The following is an 18421-nucleotide window of genomic DNA, read 5'->3' on the forward strand; positions in this document are numbered from 1 at the left end:
CGTCGACGGGAGGCGCGTCGGAGGCGGGTCCGTCGACAAGAGGCGCGTCGAGGGCGGGGGCGTCGACGGGAGGCGCGTCGGAGGCGGGTCCGTCGACAAGAGGCGCGTCGAGGGCGGGGGCGTCGACGGGAGGCGCGTCGGAGGCGGGTCCGTCGACGAGGGGCGCGTCGGGAGCGGCAGCATCGACGGGAGGCGCGGCGGAGGCGGGTCCGTCGACGAGGGGCGCGTCGAGGGCGGGGGCGTCGACGGGAGGCGCGGCGCCGGCGTCTCCGGGCGCCGTGTCCTCGGGGGCGGCCGCTTCGCCGGTCGGCACGTCGTCGGAAGCGGCCGTGTCCCCGACCGGCATGTCGTGGGGAGCCCCGTCACCGGCGGGCCCCGGTGGGGTGGCCGCCGCGCGCAGGGCCAGGAGGAGGGGGGCGACGGCGGGCTCGTGACGTAGGGGCGTGTCGGCGGTGTCCGTCTCCAGGGGGACGCCGGCGGAGGTGAGGGCGCGGCGCAGGGCCGGGACGGTGGCGGTCGCCCGCACCAGGACCGCCATGTCGTGCCAGGGGACGCCGTCCTCCAGGTGGGCGCGGCGCAGAAGGTCGGCGATGTTCTCGGACTCCGTGGACGCCGTCGGGTACGTGAAGACCTCCAGCCGGCCGCCGTCGCGGACCGCCGCGAGGTCGCGGTGCGCGCGGACCTTGTCGGCGGGCAGCCGGGGCATCGGCATACGCCGGGTGAGCTCCCGGGTCGCGGTGAGCAGCCGCGCGCCCGAGCGCCGGGAACGCGTGAGGACCCGGACCTGCGCCGGGCGCCCGTCGGGGCCCGCGAAGGTGTCGGGGAAGTCGAGGATGCCGTTCACGTCCGCGCCCCGGAAGGCGTAGATCGACTGGTCCGGGTCACCGAAGGCGACCACCGTCCTGCCGCCCCCCGCCAGCGCGCGCAGCAGCCGCACCTGCGCCGGGTCCGTGTCCTGGTACTCGTCCACGAAGACCGCGTCGTAGTCCGGCAGCGTGACCCGCTCCGCCAGCAGGACCGCCCGGTGCACCAGCTCCGTGTAGTCGAGGACCCCCTGGAGGTCCAGGACGTCCAGGTACTCCGCCAGGAATCCGGCCGCCGCCTTCCAGTCGGGCCGTCCCACCCGCTGGGCGAACTCCGCGAGCGCCCGCGGCCCGAGCCCCAGCTCGCGGGAGCGCGCGAGGACCGCCCGTACCTCGTCGGCGAAGCCCCGGGTCGTCAGGCAGGCCCGCAGTTCGTCGGGCCACCGGATCGCGGACGCGAGACCCGCCCTCTCCAGATCGATCTGGCCGGCGAGGAGTTCACGTACGGCGAGGTCCTGCTCCGGTCCCGACAGCAGCCGCAGCGGCTCCGCGAACAGCTCCGCGTCCTGGTGCGCGCGGATCAGGGCGTAACAGTACGAGTGGAAGGTGGTCGCCTGCGGCGGCCGTCTCCCGCCCAGCCGCGCCGCCATCCGGTCGCGCAGTTCGACCGCCGCCTTGCGGCTGAAGGTGAGGACGAGGAGCCGCTCCGGATCCGCGCCCTTGTCGATCCGGGCGGCGACCGCCTCCACCAGCGTCGTCGTCTTTCCGGTGCCCGGTCCGGCCAGGACGAGCAGAGGTCCGCCCGCGTGGTCAACCACTTCCCGCTGCGTTGCGTCAAGGACAGGGGGATCCACCCGCTCCAGGGCGGTACGCACCAGTCGGTACGCGCCCGTGGTCCGCCCCTGGTACGGCGTACGCCGGGTGGTGGAGGAGGAACTCACGTGGATCGACCGGTCCTGAGCGCAGTGGTGGAGAGGTGTACAGGGGTGAACGATGACGTTACGGGATGCGGGGGGCGCCCATGCCGTACTCCGTACGGGCCTCGCTGCCGTCCTTGGGGCGCCCGGCCCTACGCGCCATGGGCAAAGCTGTCCCGTGTGAGTTCCCGCACGCCCCGGACGCCCCGCCCTCGCGCCCTACCCGTCGCCCTCCCCGCCGTCCCACCGCGCCCGCCGCATGTCGAGCTTCGGCATGTGCCCGTCGGCCGAGGCCGCCCGCCCGGCCGCGCGCAGCGGGGTGCCCTCGTCGCGGTAGTGGCCGAGGGCCCGGAGCTCGTGGCCCGGCAGGAGCGCGCCGTCCGCGCGCACCACGCGCCACCACGGCACCGCCCCGCCGTAGAGGGCCATCACCCGCCCGACCTGGCGCGGACCGCCCTCGCCGAGCCATTCGGCCACGTCTCCGTACGTCATCACGCGTCCGGGCGGGATCAGCTCCGCGACCTCCAGGACCCGTTCCGCGTACTCCGGAAGCTCCTCCACGCTCATCCGCCCCATCCTGCCTCACCCCACCGACAGCGCCCTGTTGCCTCCGTCGGGCCCCGCTTCATGCCACCATCGTGCGGGCGGTGACTGGTGATACGAGATCAAGAGCGACAAGACGAACAAGAAGAACAACAATTCGAACAAGGCGACAAACAGTCGGTACACGCGGTACGTACGACACAGGCAGAGACGGACATGGTGATGGGGCACGACGCTCAGCCTCCTGAGGAGGAGGCGCGCCCCGGCACGCCCGCCCCCGGTACGCCCGCCCCCGGCGCACGGACGCACGGCCTCGGTCACGGACTCGGGCACGGCTTCGGACTCGGACACGTCCACGGCCCCTCCCCCGAGCTCGTCCCGGAATCCGCCCCCGAGGGCGAGCCCAGCGAGCGCGTGTCGCAGGACGAACCACTGCTCGCCGCCCGCGTGCACCGCCCCTCCGACCTGATGCGGCTGCTCATCGGCGTCCTCGCCATCGCCCTGGTCATCGCCATCGCCGCGTTCGCCCACGGCACCACCTCCGGCCTGGAGGAGGACATCAACAAGGGCGCGGGCGGCGCCCCCGACGTCTTCGTCAAGATCGCCGGACTCGTCTCCAGCATCGCCGTCCTCCTCGTCCCCGTCGCCTTCGCCATCGAGCGGCTGATCAAACGCGACGGCCTGCGGATCGCCGACGGCGTCCTCGCCGCCGTCCTCGCGCACGGCGTCACCCTCGCCACCGACCTCTGGGTCGCCAAGGCCGCGCCCGGCACGATCCAGGACGCGCTGACCCAGGCCGCGACCGGGGGCGGCCTCACCGACCCGGTGCACAACTACCTCGCGCCCGTCATCGCGTACATGACGGCCGTCGGCATGGCCCGCCGACCGCGCTGGCGGGTGAGCCTGTGGGCCGTGCTGCTGCTCGACGCGTTCACGATGCTGGTCGCCGGGTACACCACCGCGTTCTCGGTCATCCTGACCGTGCTGATCGGCTGGACCGTCGCGTACGGAACGCTGTACGCCGTCGGCTCCCCCAACGTCCGCCCCACCGGGCAGACCCTCCTCGCCGGTCTGCGCCGGGTCGGCTTCAAGCCGGTCACGGCGCTGCGCGCCGAGGGCGCCGGCGTGCCGGACTCCGCCGACAGCGGGGACCGGGGCCGCCGGTACATCGTCACGCTGGAGGAGGGGCCTCCGCTCGACGTCACGGTCGTGGACCGCGAGCAGCAGGCCCACGGCTTCTTCTACCGCGCGTGGCGCCGGCTGACCCTGCGGGCGATCACCACCCGCCGCTCGATCGTCTCGCTGCGCCAGGCCCTGGAGCAGGAGGCGCTGCTCGCGTACGCGGCGATCGCCGCCGGAGCGAACGCGCCCAAGCTGATCGCCACGTCCGAGCTCGGTCCGGACGCCGTGATGCTCGTCTACGAGCACCTGGGCGGCCGGACCCTGGACTCGCTGGACGACGCGGAGATCACCGACGAGCTGGTGCGGAGCTCCTGGCGTCAGGTACGGGCGCTCCAGTCGCGCCGGATCGCGCACCGGAGGCTCACGGGGGACGCCATTCTGGTGGATCGTTCCGGCAAGGTCATCCTGACGGATCTGCGCGGCGGCGAGATCGCCGCGGGCGACCTGGTCCTGCGGATGGACATCGCCCAGCTGCTCACCACCCTCGGTCTGCGGGTGGGCGCCGAGCGCGCGGTGGCCGGGGCCGTGGAGGTCCTCGGCCCGGACGCCATCGCCGACTGTCTCCCCCTCCTCCAGCCGATCGCGCTGAGCCGCTCCACGCGCGCGACGCTCAGGAGACTGGCCCGCGAGCGGTCGAAGCGCGAGCGCGAGGCCGTCATCGAGGCGTCGGAGGCGGCGAAGCGGGCCCGGGTGGAGGCCGCCGCGGCCGAACCGGGGGCCGGCACGGCCGACGCCAAGATCGACCGCAAGTCCGACCGGAAGCTGGAGAAGGCGGAGAAGCAGGCCGAGAAGCGGGCCATCGACGAGGCGCTCGACGACGCCCGCGAGGAGGATCTGCTGGCGCAGATCCGCCGGCAGGTCCTGCTCATCCGGCCGCAGGCGCCGGTCGAACCGGTCCGTCTGGAGCGGATCAAGCCGCGCACGCTCATCAGTCTCATCGCGGGCGCCGTCGCCGCGTACTTCCTGCTCTCGCAGATCGCCCGGACGCCGCTGTCGACGATCAGCTCGGCCGACTGGCGCTGGGTGGCGGCCGCGGTGCTGTTCTCGGCGCTGAGCTACGTCGCCGCCGCGATGAGCCTGCTGGGCTTCGTACCGGAGCGCGTCGGGTTCTGGCGCACGGTGATCGCGCAGGTCGCGGGGTCGTTCGTGAAGATCGTCGCCCCGGCGGCGGTCGGCGGTGTCGCCCTGAACACCCGGTTCCTCCAGCGCTCGGGGGTGCGACCAGGGCTCGCGGTGGCGAGCGTGGGCGCGTCGCAGCTGTTCGGACTCGGCGCGCACATCCTGCTCCTGCTCGCCTTCGGCTATCTGACGGGTACGGAGAAGTCGCAGTCGTTCACCCCGTCGAGGACGGTGATCGCCGGTCTGCTGACGGTGGCGGTGCTCGTCCTCGTGGTGACGGCCATCCCGTTCATGCGCAAGTTCGTCTCCACACGGCTGCGCTCGCTCTTCGCGGGTGTCGTGCCGCGCATGCTGGACGTCCTCCAGCGGCCGCTGAAGCTGCTCACGGGCATCGGCGGCATGCTGCTCCTGACCGGCGTGTTCGTGCTCTGCCTGGACGCGTCGATCCGCGCGTTCGGCCACGAGAGCCAGGGGCTGAGCTACGCCAGCGTGGCCGTCGTCTTCCTCGCGGGCAACGCCATCGGCTCGGCGGCCCCGACCCCGGGCGGCGTGGGCGCGGTCGAGGGCGCGCTGACCTTCGGCCTGGTGGCGGTCGGCCTCCCCCTGGAGGTCGCGACCCCGGCGGTGCTCCTGTACCGGCTCCTGACGCTCTGGCTGCCGGTGCTGCCGGGGTGGCTCTGCTTCAACTGGCTGACGAAACGGGGAGCACTGTAAGGGAACAGTCCCACCTGGCCGAACTCAGCCCGACCCACCGGAGAGCACCCATGAGGATCTACCTCACCCCGATCTTCGTCGACGACCAGAAGAAGGCCCGGAGCTTCTACACCGACGTCCTCGGCTTCCGGCTGAAGCACGACATCCCGATGGGCGGCGCCCTGTGGCTGACCATGGTCTCCCCGGAGAGCCCGGACGGGACCGAGCTGCTCCTGGAGCCCTCGCAGGGGCACCCCGCGGTGAAGCCGTACCGGGACGCGATGTTCCAGGACGGCATCCCGCTCGCCTCCTTCGCCGTGGACGACGTGCAGGCGGAGTTCGAACGGCTGAGCGCGCTCGGCGTGCGGTTCACCCAGGAGCCGCTGGCCATGGGCACGGTCACCACCGCGGTCTTCGACGACACCTGCGGGAACCTGGTCCAGCTCGTCCACGCCGAGTAGACACCGACGCCCTCCCCGGCCCGGCCCGAGACCCGCACCCACCCCTCCCCCGGCCCGGCCCGACGCCGACCCGCACCCGCCCCTCCCCCGGCTGGCCCATGCGCCCGCGCGGGGGAACGGGGTCCGGCGGACCATGGCTCTATGCCGATCTCCGCCGCGCAGCGCGCCGCCCTCTTCCTCGCGACCACCGTGCTGCTCGCCGCCGGATGTTCGGACGGCGGTGACAAGGACGAGGCATCGGACAGGCCCACGGATCTCGCCGGGCTCGCGGCGCAGGAGCTGGAGTGGGCGCCCTGCCCGCCGCCGTCGGCCGCCGAGGGCGGCGGCGCGGCGCCCTCGCCGCTTCCCGGCGGCACCCCGTGGGAGTGCTCCTTCATGGACGTGCCGCTCGACTACGCCAAGCCCGACGGCGAGACCATCGAGCTGGCCCTGATCCGTGCCCGGGCCCGGGACCAGTCCCGGCGCATCGGCTCCATGATCTACAACTTCGGCGGCCCCGGCGGCTCCGGCGTCACCGGCCTGCCGTCCTTCGCCGCGGACTACGAGAAGCTCCGCGCCCGCTACGACCTGGTCTCCTTCGACCCCCGGGGCGTCGGCCGCAGCGCGGACGTCAACTGCCTGAGCGACGAGGAGCTGGACGCCTACTACGCCCTGGACTTCTCCCCCGACGACCTCGCCGAGGAACGGACCCTGTCCGACGCGCAGAAGAAGTACGCCGCCGGCTGCCAGAACGAGTCCGGCGCGATGCTCCCGCACGTCGGCACCGAGAACGCCGCCCGTGACCTGGACCTGATGCGCCAGGTCCTCGGCGACGACAAGCTCCACTACTTCGGCATCTCGTACGGCACGGAACTCGGCGGCGTGTACGCCCACATGTTCCCCAAGAACGTCGGCCGCGCGCTCTTCGACGCGGTCGTCGACCCCAACTCCGGCACCGAGGCGGGCGCCCTCGGCCAGGCCAAGGGCTTCCAGCTCGCCCTGGACAACTTCGCGAAGGACTGCCTGGCGCGCGGCGACGAGTGCACGCTGCCCGGCTCGACGGTCGCCGAGATCGAGTCCTTCATCCTCGACCTGCTCGCCGCGCTCGACAAGAAGCCGATCGCCGGCATCGGCGACCGGAAGCTCACGCAGACGCAGGCGGTCAACGGCATCGCGCAGTCCCTGTACTCCCAGGAGTTCTGGCAGTACCTGGAGCAGGGCCTCGACGCGGCGGACGGCGGCGACGGCGGACTGCTCCTCACCCTCTCCGACTCCATGAACGGCCGGGACCAGAACGGCAGTTACAGCAACATCCAGGCCGCCAACACGGCCATCAACTGTGTCGACTTCAAGGAGCGCTACACCCTCGGTCAGGCCAAGGAGCGGCTGCCGGAGTTCCGTAAGACCTCGGCGGTCTTCGGGGACTACATGGGCTGGGCGCTGGCGGGCTGCTCGCAGTGGCCGGTCCCCGGCACCTGGGAGCACTCCGACGTCTCCGCGCCCGGCTCCGCCCCCATCCTCGTGCTCGGCACGACGGGCGACCCGGCGACGCCGTACGAGGGCACGCGCGCGATGGTCGACGCGCTCGGCAAGGGCGTCGGCGTGGAGATCACGTACGAGGGCGAGGGCCACGGCGCGTACAACGGCGGCAACCCGTGCGTGCAGAACACCGTCAACGCCTACTTCCTGGACGGGAAGGTGCCGGCCTCCGGGACGGTCTGCAAGTAGCCCTAGGATGGCGGCTTCCGGTTCGGATCGCGGGGGTTGTCTTGTCCATACGTGTCGTCTCCCTACGGATACGGGTGGCGGCCCTCGCCGCCGCCGGGCTGCTGATCGCCGGCTGCGGGAGCACCGACTCCCCGTCCGCCGGCCGCACGTCCGCGCCGCCCACGGACGCCAAGGCCCCGGGCACGCCCGCGCTCCCCGCCTCGCTCACCGGTCAGCGCCCCGAGTGGAAGCCCTGCGCGGCCCCCGACGGCGGCCTGCCGCCCGGCGCCGACTGGCGCTGCGCCGGGGTCAAGGTCCCCCTCGACCACGCGAAGCCCGACGGCGAGACCCTGACCATCGCGCTCATCCGCAAGGAAGCCCGCGACAAGGACGCGCGGATCGGCTCCCTGCTCTTCAACTTCGGCGGCCCGGGCGCCTCGGGCGTCGACCACCTCCCGCGCGCCGCCCAGGCGTACGCAGGCCTCGGCCGCCGTTACGACCTGGTCTCCTTCGACCCGCGCGGGGTCGCCCGCAGCTCCGGCGTCGTCTGCCGCGACGACAAGGAGCTGGCCGCCGCCGAGGCCCGTACGGACGTCACGCCCGACACGGCGGCCGAGGAGGCCGCGTACGTCGCCGACGGGGCCGACTTCGGCGCCGGCTGCGCCCGCCGGTCCGGCGCGCTCATCCCGCACACCACCACCGCCAACACCGCGCGCGACCTGGACCTGATCCGGCACGTCCTCGGCGACGAGAAGCTGCACTACTTCGGCATCTCCTACGGCACCGAGCTGGGCGCCGCCTACGCCCACCTCTTCCCGTCCCGCGTCGGCAGGACCGTCCTCGACGCCGTGGTCGACCCGACGGCCGACGCCACGGGTCACGCCCGCAACCAGACGATCGGCTTCCAGCGGGCTCTGGACAACTACCTCAGGAGCACCGGCGAGACCCCCGCCCGGGGCAACGCCCGGATCGTTCGCCTCCTGGAGAAGCTGGACCGGGAGCCGCTGGCCGTCGGGGACCGGAAGCTGACCGAAGGCCTGGCACTCACCGGCATCGCGATCACCCTCTACTCCGAGAGCAACTGGCCGCTGCTGACCGACGCCCTGGCGAAGGCCCAGAGCGGCGACGGCTCCGGCCTGCTGCGCCTCGCGGACATGTACAACGACCGCGACGAGACGGGCCACTACGGCACCCAGTCCCACTCGCAGCGGGCGATCGCCTGCGCCGACACCGGCGAACGCCCGACGGCCGCCCAGGCGAAGGCCCTGCTGCCGGAGTTCCGGAAGCTGTCGCCCGTCTTCGGCGCCTTCCTGGCCTGGGACACGGCCGGCTGGTGCGCCCAGTGGCCGGTGAAGGGCGAGCGGGCCGACCTGGACGCGAGCGCGCCCGGCGCGGGCCCGATCCTGGTCGTCGGGACGACCGGCGACCCCGCGACCCCGTACGAGGGGGCCGGGCGGATGGCGAAGGAGCTGGGCGCGGGCGTGGGCGTCCTGGTCAGCAACGAGGGCGAGGGCCACGGCGCGTACGGCACGTCGGCCTGCGTGACGCGGACGATCGACGGCTACCTCCTGGACGGCAAGGTCCCGGCCTACGGCACGCGCTGCTCGTAGCGACCTACGCGTGAAGGGCCCGGACCTGAGGTCAGGTCCGGGCCCTTCACGTACACGCACTCAGGTCTAGTAGACCGGCTTCTCGGGCTCGATCTGGTTGACCCAGCCGATCACGCCGCCGCCGACGTGCACCGCGTCCGCGAAGCCCGCGGACTTCAGCACGGCGAGGACTTCCGCACTGCGGACACCCGTCTTGCAGTGCAGGACGATCCGCTTGTCCTGCGGCAGGTCCTGGAGGGCGGTGCCCATCAGGAACTCGTTCTTCGGGATCAGTCGCGCGCCGGGGATCGAGACGATCTCGTACTCGTTGATCTCGCGGACGTCGATGATGTCGATGTTCTCGCCCTCGTCGATCCACTCCTTGAGCTGCTTGGGAGTGATCGTCGAGCCGAGCGCCGCCTCCTGGGCCTCCTCGGACACGACGCCGCAGAAGGCCTCGTAGTCGATGAGCTCGGTGACGGTCGGGTTCTCGCCGCAGACCGCGCAGTTCGGGTCCTTGCGAACCTTGACCTGGCGGTACTGCATCTCCAGGGCGTCGTAGATCATCAGCCGACCGACCAGCGGGTCGCCGACACCGGCGAGGACCTTGATCGCCTCGGTGACCTGGATGGAGCCGATGGACGCGCAGAGCACGCCCAGGACGCCGCCCTCGGCGCAGGAGGGGACCATGCCCGGCGGCGGGGGCTCCGGGTAGAGGCAGCGGTAGCAGGGACCGTACTCGGACCAGAAGACCGAGGCCTGGCCGTCGAAGCGGTAGATCGAGCCCCAGACGTACGGCTTGTTCAGGAGCACGCACGCGTCGTTGACGAGGTAGCGCGTGGCGAAGTTGTCCGTGCCGTCGACGATCAGGTCGTACTGGCTGAAGATCTCCATCACGTTCTCGGCCTCGAGCCGCTCTTCGTGGAGGATCACGTTCACGTACGGGTTGATGCCGAGGACGGAGTCCTTGGCGGACTCCGCCTTGGAGCGGCCGATGTCCGCCTGGCTGTGGATGATCTGGCGCTGCAGGTTCGACTCGTCGACCTCGTCGAACTCCACGATGCCGAGCGTGCCCACACCGGCCGCGGCCAGGTACATCAGGGCCGGCGAACCGAGGCCACCGGCACCCACACAGAGCACCTTGGCGTTCTTCAGCCGCTTCTGCCCGTCCATCCCCACATCCGGGATGATCAGGTGGCGGGAGTACCTGCGGACCTCGTCTACGGTGAGCTCGGCAGCCGGCTCGACCAGGGGTGGCAGCGACACGGGGGCTCCGTTGGTCGGTATGTCAGTACGGTTGTTCTCCCCGTAACACTGCCACGGCCCTTCTCATTCCGAGACACCTGGTCCAAGGCGCGAGACGATTTCGTCCCAGTAGCCGGGCAGCGTGCGGAATGCCTCGATACGCCCGTCATGACCCGTCCGGCCGATCTGGTCGGTGAAGAAGACCGTCCCGGCGCCCTGCCAGCGGGCGATCCGCATCGCCTCGTCGAGGTGGCTGCGCGGCACCCCGTGGACCAGGTGGACGAACTTCTCCGGCGGGTACTCGGCGGTCCACTCGGCCACCTGTGACCAGCGGTAGTCGGTCCACGGCCCGCAGAAGGTGACCAGCTGGTCGGCCGACTCGGCATAGCCCGGGTACGGATGGCCGCCATGGCCGAGGACGAGGTGGGCCTCGCCGTCGAGCACCGCCTCCAGGGTGGCCGCGACGCGCCGCACCTCGGGCAGGTCGGCCCGGTCGGTGGGACAGCGGTCCAGGTAGAAGCCGCCGACCTTGTACCAGTCGAGGAAGCGGTGGGCGTCCGAGACGATGTCGCCGAAGTCACGCGCACCGTGGGCGAGGTCGAGGTGCCCGAGGACCTTCACTCCCGCGTTCTTGAGCCGGCCCGCCGCCTCCAGGCAGTGCGGGTCGGGCCGGTCCCCCGGCCCCTCGGCGACGTTGAGCACGGCCCAGTGCAGGGGCATGCCCGGGCGGGTCAGTTCGGCCCATTCGACGGGGGCGAGCAGCGGGTGGGCGTAACCGGGGACGCCGAAGCCCATCTCCTGCTCGTCGACGGCGCCGGTGGTCGCCGTGGGCGTGGTCAGATGCGGCATGCCGCCTCCATCCAGATGTCGGCGAGGGATTCCTCGAGGTTGATCCGGGGCCGCCAGCCGAGCCGGTCGCGGGCGGTGCGCACGTCGGCCTGCTGCCAGGTGCCGCAGCCGTCGGGGTACGGGTAGGGGGCCGCGGCCAGCTGCTCGGCGATGGTCTCGGTGCGCGGGGCGCCGATGATCGGCCGCTGGGGCGGGCCGTCGAGTTCGTGCAGGGTCCCGGCGTAGCCCGCGACCCTGGCGAGGACGGCGGCGGCGTCGCGGAGCTTGACCGCGCGGCCGGTGCCGATGTTGACGACGCCCTGGGCGGCGGAGAGGGAGGCGGCGTGGACGGCGCGGGCGACGTCCCGTACGTCGACGAAGTCGCGCTGGACTCCGAGGCCGCTGAGCTTGAGCTCGCCGTCGCCCGCCTGCATCGCGCGGCGCATGGCCTCGGCGAGCCGGCCGAGCGGGGAACCGGCGGGGGTGCCGGGGCCCACGGGTGAGAAGACCCGGAGCACGACGGCGTCGAGTCCGGAGCCGAGGACGAGCTCGGTCGCGGCGAGCTTGGACACGCCGTACGGACCGCCGGGGCGGGGCACGGCGTCCTCGGCGGTGGAGGAGCCGGGCTGGGAGGGGCCGTACTCGGAGGCACAGCCGACCTGGACGAGCCGGGCACCGCAGCCGCTGCGGCGGAGGGCCTCGCAGACGGTGGCGACGGCGACGGTGTTGTGCCGGGTCAGCTCGCGGGCACCGCCACGGGTGGCGCCCGCGCAGTTGACGACGACTCCGGGGTGGACGGCGTCCAGGAAGCGGGTCAGCGCGCCGGGGCTGCCCCCGGCGAGGTCGAACCGTACGTCGGCGTCGTCGCCCCGCCCGAGGGCCGTGAGGTGCACGGCCGGGTCGGCGAGCAGCCGGTCGGCGACGAAACGTCCGAGGAATCCGTTGGCTCCGAGCAGCAGCACCCTCATCGTGCGGCCCCTTCTCGCCGACCGGCCGTTGCTGGGGGTAGGGAGGTCATGTCTCTTTCGTCTCCTTGGGATGGGTCCTGCGCGGGGGGCGTGCCCGCGGCGTCGGCTCCGCGGGTGCGCCGGGGTTCAGGGGGTGTCTTGTGGATCAGGCCGGATCAGGGAGCGTGCGTGCCGGAGGCCGCGAGCCCGGCATGATCCACAAGGCACCCCCTAGGGGTTGGCGTGGGCCGAGGCCCGGGAAAGGGAGGCGGTGGCGTGGGCGAGGAGGCCGAGCGCCGCCGCGCCGCAGACGAAGGTGGGTACGGCTCCGGGGCCCCAGGTGTCGGCCAGGGCGCGGACGGGGGCGGCGAGGGCGTCGCAGCCGGGGACCCGGGCCGCGAGGACGCTCGCGACGGCGAGGGCCTCGCCGGCGCAGGCGGCGGCGAGGCCACCGGCGGCGGTCTCGGGGAAGCCGTGGACGGTGAGGAGCCGGGCGAGCAGGAGCAGGGCGCCCAGCGCGAGCGCGCCGGACGCGAAGCCGGTCAGGCTCAGCAGGCCCGCGAGCGCGGCGAGATGGAGCGCGACGGCGGCGAGGAGGACGGGGCGGGTGCCCGCCGCGAAGTCCTCCAGGCCACGGCTGGCGGCGAGCCTGCGGCGGGCCCGGACGGCGAAGAGCCGGGCGCACCACGTGGCGGGGGCGACGGCGAGCGCGAGGCCGAGGAGCGGGCCGGGAGTGACGGGCCAGGGGCCGTCGGGGCCGCCGGTGAGCGCCGCCTGGAGGAGGCCGTCCCCGCCGACCGCGTACGCGAGGAGCCAGAGGGTCCAGACGCGGGCGGCGGGGACGGTGCGGCCGGCGGCGCGCAGGGGGCCGCGCCGTACGGCGACGGCGAGCGCGGCGGCCAGGCCGAGGGCCCCGGCCACGCCGACGGCGAGGCGCACGGGCCCTTCGGTGAGGGCGAGTCCGGTGGCGGCGAGGGCGGCGACGGCGCCGGGCGCCAGGGCGGCCAGGGTCCACCCGGCCCACCCGGTGCGCGCCTCCGCCTCGTGCGCGGGGCGCGGGGGCGCCCCGTTTCCGCGGGGCACGCGCGCGTAGAGCTCTTCGGCGAGCGAGAACACGTCCCGGTGCCGGAACCGCGCGGCGGTCCGGTCGGTGACCCCGTGCGCTTCGAGACCGGCCGCGATCTCCAGGGGGTCGACGGCCCGCTCGCAGAGCTCCCGGTGCCGGTGCATGAGCGCCTTGACGGGGTCGGCGGGCCCTCGCCGCCCGCCGCCCACTATGGGCCCCCCGTCGGAACCGGCACCGCCGACCTCGACGGCGGGGACGGGGGCCGGAGCGGGCGGCGCCGCCGGCTCCGGGTCGGCGGGCGCCCGCAGGTCGAGGCCGAGGTCCGACGACGGGGCGGGCACCGGCACCGCGGGCGAAGGCGAAGGCGAAGGCGAAGGCGAAGGCGAAGACGTAGGCACAGGCGGAGGCGTAGGCGCCGACGGGGGCGGCGGGCCGTCCGTCGTCACCGAGACGGTCACGGCCACCGTCAGGGCCGTCGTCTCCAGAAGGGCCTCCGAGTGGGAGTCCCAGGGTCCGGGGCTCGTCGGGGCGGCGGGGCCGCGCATGGGGGTGCCTCCTTCAGGCATCGGGGTCTCCCGCTCCGGCGGCGGCGCTCACGGGCTGGTCCGCCCAGGTACCGGGGAGGTACGCCTCCGCCGGGTGGGCGAAGGGGACGCACTCGGCGGCGCGGCGGCGCACGGGGGAATGGGAGAGAAGTTCGAGGTAGATGCCGCGGAAGGCGGCGAGGTTCTGCTCGACGGTGAACAGTTCGAGCGCGCGCGCCCGGGCCGCCGCGCCCAGCCGGTACCGGCGCTCGGGGTCGCGCAACAGCGCAAGGCACGCGTCCGCGAGCGCCCGCGGATTGCGCGGGGGTACGACGAGTCCGGTGCCGCCGATGACCTCGACGACCGCGCCGACGTCCGTCGAGACCGTCGCCCGCGCGCAGAACATCGCCTCGACCAGGCTGATCGGGAAGCCCTCGACGACGCTGGAGAGGACGACGACCGCGCCCGCCGCGTACGCCTCGGCCAGTGTCGGCGCCTCCGGTCCGCCGATCTCCTCGAAGGAGACCGGGTTCTCGCCGACGGCGTGCGCCCCCGGCGCCTCGTCGGGGAAGAGCTGCGCCGCGAGCGCCCTGCAGTGGGCGACGTACGCGTCCGCGCCCGGCTCGCGCACCGGCGCGGCGATGATCCGCAGCCGTACGTCGGGCTGTGCCCTGCGGACCTCGGCGAAGGCGTGGAGGAGCGCGACGAGGTCCTTGGCGGGCTCCACCCGGCCGACCCAGACGAGCGTCGCCGGGTCGCCGCTCTCCTCGTCCTCGCCGACCTCGGTGAACCGCTCGGACTCCATGCCGGGGTAGACGGTGCGCAGTTTGGCGCGGTCGGCGCCGCACTTCTCCTGCCAGCGGCGGGCGTGCGTGTTGCCGGGGGTGAGGAGCGCGGCCTGCCGGTAGACCTCGCCCGCGAGCCGTCCCTGGAAGGCCGCGAGCAGCGCGCGGGCGGGGGCGGACCGGGGCGCTTCGCCGGTGGCGAGGTAGTGCGCGCGCAGCTGGACGCCGTACTCGGTGACCAGCAGCGGCGTGCCGAAGAAGCGTTTGGCCAACAGCCCGGGCAGCGCCGCCGATCCGCCGGAGGCGGCGTGGCAGAGGTCGACCGCGCCGAGGCCGTCCTCGCCGTACCAGTCGAGCGACAGCGGGCGCAGCGCGCGCTCCAGCTGGTCGACGACGTCGAGGTAGTCGGGGACGGTCGCGGCGGCCACGCCCCGGCGCGCGCCGGGCGCGCGGCAGGCGGCCTCCAGGGTGCGGACCGCGCGTTCGGAGCGCAGGGCGGCGTAGAGGCCGCCGCGCTCGCGGGCGAGTTCGGCGAGGCCGTAGAGCCCCTCGGCGAAGGGGGACGCGGCGGTCGTGTCGCCCTCGGCGCAGACCCCGGTCACCAGCGCGCCGAAGTGCTCGGCGAAGCGCCGCCGTTCGCGCCGCCCATAGCTGCGGCCGTCGTCCTCGGGGGCCCAGAGCGGCGCCGTGCGGACGGACGTGACCTGCGGGGGCAGGTCGATCCAGCCGGCCTCTTCCTGGTGGGCGCTGCGGCTGAGGGCGTACACGTCGAACTCGTGCGGCGCGAGCCCGCGCACGAGCCGGTCGCACCAGAGCCTGGACTCACCCGTGGCGTACGGGTAACCACCCTCCGTAAGCAGTCCGATCCGCATGAGTACACCCCCGATCTCGCTCACCTCGCGGCCACCTCGGTCCGGCGACTCGCAGCGGGATGAACGTAAGCGGATGTACCGGTCGTGCGATGGACGGTTGTCCGTCGCGCCACCGGAAGGGGTGAATACACGTAACTTTCACACCCCGGCCGCGTTTCGTCGCGCTACGGGATGGCATACACACGCAGCGTCAGGCTGCGGCCATGGCGGGGCAGCGAAAAGGAAGCGCGGCAATTCCCCGCCGATCGCGTGAACGCCCGCCCTACGGAAGGGAATTCGGGCGCGGAAAGGCGTCGCGGATCAGCATCCGGCCGGCCGGTGGCCGTTCACGGAAAAGGCCGGACGGCTCAATTCCCGGGATGCACCCAGGGATTGGGGCGGCACTTGATGCCGTCGATCTCCAGCGACTTGGTCTGCTGCTGCATCACGGGGGCGAGCGCGCCGGGCGTGCGGCAGGTGACATGCCCGTGCCCGAGCCGGTGTCCGACCTCGTGGTTGATGAGCATCTGACGGTAGGGAAGCATCGCCTTGTCCCCGAAGGTGTCCGCTCCCTGCGCCCAGCGGAAGGCGTTGATCATCACCCGGGAGGTCGACGCGGAGTCGCAGGAGACGTTGTCGACGGTGGTGTCCAGGCCGGACTTCGCACACCACGTGCCGGTGGTGCCCGGGCTGGCGAGCGTGACCACGAACTCCGGCTCCCCGCTGGAGATCCGCTCGAACGTCATGGCGCCCCGGCCGGCCCAGCTCCGCCGGTCGTTGAGGGTCTGCTGCACGGCCTGCGCGAAGAGCTTCCCGTCGAGCCCGAGCCCCTTCTCGACGTCGACGCGGTAGCGGACCTTGCGTCCCTTGCCCGGTGCCGGGTCGGCGCCGGGCACGGCCTCGAACTCGCCCGACCCGGTGAGCTTGGGGTCGATCGGGTACTGCACCGTCATCAGCTGCTCGTACGTGGGCGGCGCGGCGGGCTCGGCGGGCGCGGGCGGCGCGGGCTGATTGGGCGTCAGCCGGTCGTCGGAGCGGGAGGTGCCGCCCTTGTCGGCGGCGCGGTCGGTGGGCGCTTCGCCCGCCTGGGCGACGGCCGCGCCCGAGTCCCGGTCGGCCACCTGACCTGCCACGACGACGGCGAGGACGGTGGTGACGGCGGCGGCCGCGATGCCGGTGAACGTACGCCCCTTGCCGCCGCTCTTGGCGGGCGTCTCCTCGGGGAGCGGCTCGGGGCGGTCGTCGGCGTCATTCTCCCGGCGCGGGCCGGGGATGAAGGGCGGGGGCGCCTCGGTGGTCTCGGGCGGCGCCTTCCGGCGGCGCCCCTGCCCGTCGCCGTAGCGCTCGGGCCGGGGTGACGCCTCGGGGTGTTCGGGGTGACCGCCCCGTACGGCCGTCTCGGCGGGGGCGGTGTAGACGGGGGTGCCGTGCATCGGCGTGTCCCAGACGGGCCTCCCGCCGGGCGCGGTCTGCTGTCCGTACCCGCTCGGCGCCTGCCTGTACACGCCGGTGCCCGCGCCCTGCGCGTACCCGGTGCGCTGCCCCTGGGGGGCGGAGGCGTACGGGTCGTGCGGGTAGGTCTCCTGGGCGCCCGGCGCACGCCGGCGGCGCCCCGTCCCCGCCCCGGTCGCTTCCCGCCCCTGGCCCTGTTCCTGCCCCGGACCCTGGCCCTGGCCTCGTCCCTGCGCCGTATCGGCGGGGGGAGCGGGCGCGGGGCCCTTGCGACTATGTCGTCCCACGCCCCGGATCAGCTCCCGCCACTGTCGTCTGCACTGCCGTCGTCCGTGCCGCCGTCGTCCGCGCGACCGTCGTCCTCGCCGCTGTCGTCCGTACCGGCTTCGCCGGCGCGGATCAGTTCCTTGACGGCCTGTGCGACCGTCTCGGGGTACTCCATCATGGCCACGTGTCCGGCGTCCGGGAGGGTCAGCAGGCGCGAGCCGCGGAACGCGGCGGCCGCCCTGCGCGCCATCCGGTACGAGACGAGCCGGTCACGCCCTCCGTAGACGAGCAGAGTGGGCGCGAGCACCCGTTCCGCCTGCCGCCACAGACCGTGCTGGCCGCCGAGGGTATAGGCATCGACGATGCCGCGCGAGGAGCGGGCCATGACGTCCCAGAAATAAGGGAGCTCAAGGCGCCGTTCCATCTCCTCCACGGCGTGTCGCAGGCCCTCGTCGGTGACCTGTCCGGGGTCTCCGTAACAGAGCGCGAGCACGCTTCGGACCCGCTGCTCCGGGGTCCAGTCCCTGCTCATCCTCGCGAACAGCGGGGCGATGCCCGGCAGGGCGAACAGCGCGGTCGGCCAGGCGCTGCGCTGGACGCGCAGCTCGGGCAGGGCCGGGGAGATCAGGGTGAGGGTGCGGACCAGGTCGGGGCGGACGGCGGCGATCCGGGTGGAGACGGCTCCGCCGAGCGAGTTGCCGATCAGGTGGACCGGGCCCCGGCCCGCGGAGTCGAGGAACCGGATGACCGCCCGGGCGTGTCCCGTGACGGAGTAGTTGCCGTCGTCGGGCGGCGGGGAGTCGCCGAAGCCCGGCAGGTCGACGGCCTCGCCGTCGACGTCGTCGGCGAGCAGCGGCATCAGGGCCGACCAGTTCTGCGAGGAGCCGCCGAGGCCGTGGACGTAGAGGGCGGGCGCGAGACCCGGCCGGTTGCCGGGGCGGGCGCGCACGGTGAGCGTGAGCCCGGGCAGTGTCACGGAGCGCAGCTTCTCGCCGTCGGCGACCCGCACGGCGCGGCTCCGCGGCGTGTGCGGTGCGGCGGCGGCCCGGGTTTCGGGAAGCTCGGTCGACGACATGGCCGCAATATTACGAGACGATCACGCGGCGGCGCGTGTGTGTGGCGTCACAGGATGGGGTGCGCCGCGGGGAGTGTGCTCCTAGGCTCATAGGGAAGGGCCATCGGAGAGGAACCGCATGCCGGAAGGAACCGCATGACTGTCGATCCGACCGAGCCGGAGACATTCGCCGAGGAAGAAGAGGAAGCCGTGCTCGACGAGGAAGTCCCCGAGGCCGACGCGGCCGAGCAGCGCACGGAACTGCAGCAGCGCGAGGACGAGCCGCACACCCATGTCGAACGGGACTCGGCGAACGAGGCGGACTCCTCCGAACAGGCACGTGTGGTCGCCCTCGACGAAGACGACTACCGCTGATTTGTTCGGTTTAACGTTGAATCGCCTGTCGCCC

General features: G+C 73.4%; 14 protein-coding genes. 5 read left to right on the forward strand and 9 right to left on the reverse strand.

Annotated features, from left to right (window positions below; translation table 11 throughout):
- A partial coding sequence (locus tag ACWF79_RS08170; RefSeq protein WP_453727227.1) for a UvrD-helicase domain-containing protein occupies positions 1 to 1744 on the reverse strand: 1744 nt, incomplete at its 3' end.
- 195 nt (positions 1745 to 1939) lie between these two features.
- The gene (locus ACWF79_RS08175) at positions 1940 to 2296 is read right to left on the reverse strand and encodes an MGMT family protein (RefSeq protein ID WP_453727228.1); all 357 of its coding nucleotides are present in this window, start codon (positions 2294 to 2296) and stop codon (positions 1940 to 1942) included.
- 189 nt (positions 2297 to 2485) lie between these two features.
- On the opposite strand from ACWF79_RS08175, the gene ACWF79_RS08180 reads away from it, so the two are divergent.
- From ACWF79_RS08180 to ACWF79_RS08195, 4 genes are all read left to right on the forward strand, one after another.
- Positions 2486 to 5278, forward strand: a complete 2793-nt coding sequence (locus ACWF79_RS08180; RefSeq protein ID WP_453727229.1) for a lysylphosphatidylglycerol synthase transmembrane domain-containing protein — start codon at positions 2486 to 2488, stop codon at positions 5276 to 5278.
- 50 nt (positions 5279 to 5328) lie between these two features.
- Positions 5329 to 5718, forward strand: a complete 390-nt coding sequence (locus ACWF79_RS08185) for a VOC family protein (RefSeq protein ID WP_453727230.1) — start codon at positions 5329 to 5331, stop codon at positions 5716 to 5718.
- Between the two features lie 141 nt (positions 5719 to 5859).
- Positions 5860 to 7425 (forward strand): alpha/beta hydrolase, encoded by a 1566-nt coding sequence (locus ACWF79_RS08190; protein WP_453727231.1) that lies wholly within the window; start codon positions 5860 to 5862, stop codon positions 7423 to 7425.
- A gap of 47 nt (positions 7426 to 7472) precedes the next feature.
- On the forward strand, positions 7473 to 9014 hold the full coding sequence (locus ACWF79_RS08195; RefSeq protein ID WP_453727455.1) for an alpha/beta hydrolase: 1542 nt from the start codon (positions 7473 to 7475) through the stop codon (positions 9012 to 9014).
- A gap of 66 nt (positions 9015 to 9080) precedes the next feature.
- Here the strand turns inward: ACWF79_RS08195 and moeZ are convergent, their stop codons facing one another.
- The 7 genes from moeZ to ACWF79_RS08230 all read right to left on the reverse strand — a co-directional run bounded on the left by moeZ (position 9081) and on the right by ACWF79_RS08230 (position 18033).
- Complete coding sequence (moeZ, locus tag ACWF79_RS08200) at positions 9081 to 10259, reverse strand: adenylyltransferase/sulfurtransferase MoeZ (RefSeq protein WP_453727232.1); 1179 nt, start codon at positions 10257 to 10259, stop codon at positions 9081 to 9083.
- 63 nt (positions 10260 to 10322) lie between these two features.
- Positions 10323 to 11087, reverse strand: coding sequence for a spherulation-specific family 4 protein (locus ACWF79_RS08205; protein WP_453727233.1), 765 nt, complete (start codon positions 11085 to 11087; stop codon positions 10323 to 10325).
- Positions 11075 to 12034 carry an NAD-dependent epimerase/dehydratase family protein gene (locus ACWF79_RS08210; protein WP_453727234.1) on the reverse strand — a complete coding sequence of 320 codons (960 nt, stop codon included), beginning with the start codon at positions 12032 to 12034 and terminating at the stop codon, positions 11075 to 11077. Before ACWF79_RS08210 ends, ACWF79_RS08205 begins: the two co-directional genes overlap by 13 nt.
- A 210-nt stretch (positions 12035 to 12244) precedes the next feature.
- Positions 12245 to 13624 (reverse strand): hypothetical protein, encoded by a 1380-nt coding sequence (locus ACWF79_RS08215; RefSeq protein ID WP_453727235.1) that lies wholly within the window; start codon positions 13622 to 13624, stop codon positions 12245 to 12247.
- 13 nt (positions 13625 to 13637) lie between these two features.
- Complete coding sequence (locus ACWF79_RS08220; RefSeq protein WP_453727456.1) at positions 13638 to 15260, reverse strand: DUF3492 domain-containing protein; 1623 nt, start codon at positions 15258 to 15260, stop codon at positions 13638 to 13640.
- 347 nt (positions 15261 to 15607) lie between these two features.
- Complete coding sequence (locus ACWF79_RS08225; protein ID WP_453727236.1) at positions 15608 to 16978, reverse strand: DUF3152 domain-containing protein; 1371 nt, start codon at positions 16976 to 16978, stop codon at positions 15608 to 15610.
- An 8-nt stretch (positions 16979 to 16986) separates the two neighbouring features.
- A complete protein-coding gene (locus ACWF79_RS08230; RefSeq protein WP_453727237.1) occupies positions 16987 to 18033 on the reverse strand; it encodes an alpha/beta fold hydrolase in 1047 nt (348 codons plus the stop codon).
- Positions 18034 to 18168: 135 nt separating this feature from the next.
- Here ACWF79_RS08230 and ACWF79_RS08235 point away from each other — a divergent pair, with 135 nt between their 5' ends.
- Positions 18169 to 18387 (forward strand): hypothetical protein, encoded by a 219-nt coding sequence (locus ACWF79_RS08235; protein ID WP_453727238.1) that lies wholly within the window; start codon positions 18169 to 18171, stop codon positions 18385 to 18387.
- Positions 18388 to 18421 lie beyond the last annotated feature (34 nt).

It is taken from the genome of Streptomyces sp. NPDC054975 (genome assembly GCF_053609105.1).

What these genes read in the sequence shown, in the direction of transcription:
- ACWF79_RS08220 (WP_453727456.1), bottom strand. Translation starts at nt 15,260, where the DNA reads ATGCGGATCGGACTGCTTACGGAGGGTGGTTACCCGTACGCCACGGGT.
- ACWF79_RS08180 (WP_453727229.1), top strand. Translation starts at nt 2,486, where the DNA reads ATGGGGCACGACGCTCAGCCTCCTGAGGAGGAGGCGCGCCCCGGCACG.
- ACWF79_RS08215 (WP_453727235.1), bottom strand. Translation starts at nt 13,624, where the DNA reads ATGCGCGGCCCCGCCGCCCCGACGAGCCCCGGACCCTGGGACTCCCAC.
- ACWF79_RS08210 (WP_453727234.1), bottom strand. Translation starts at nt 12,034, where the DNA reads ATGAGGGTGCTGCTGCTCGGAGCCAACGGATTCCTCGGACGTTTCGTC.
- ACWF79_RS08185 (WP_453727230.1), top strand. Translation starts at nt 5,329, where the DNA reads ATGAGGATCTACCTCACCCCGATCTTCGTCGACGACCAGAAGAAGGCC.
- ACWF79_RS08235 (WP_453727238.1), top strand. Translation starts at nt 18,169, where the DNA reads ATGACTGTCGATCCGACCGAGCCGGAGACATTCGCCGAGGAAGAAGAG.
- ACWF79_RS08190 (WP_453727231.1), top strand. Translation starts at nt 5,860, where the DNA reads ATGCCGATCTCCGCCGCGCAGCGCGCCGCCCTCTTCCTCGCGACCACC.
- ACWF79_RS08230 (WP_453727237.1), bottom strand. Translation starts at nt 18,033, where the DNA reads ATGTCGTCGACCGAGCTTCCCGAAACCCGGGCCGCCGCCGCACCGCAC.
- ACWF79_RS08175 (WP_453727228.1), bottom strand. Translation starts at nt 2,296, where the DNA reads ATGGGGCGGATGAGCGTGGAGGAGCTTCCGGAGTACGCGGAACGGGTC.
- ACWF79_RS08205 (WP_453727233.1), bottom strand. Translation starts at nt 11,087, where the DNA reads ATGCCGCATCTGACCACGCCCACGGCGACCACCGGCGCCGTCGACGAG.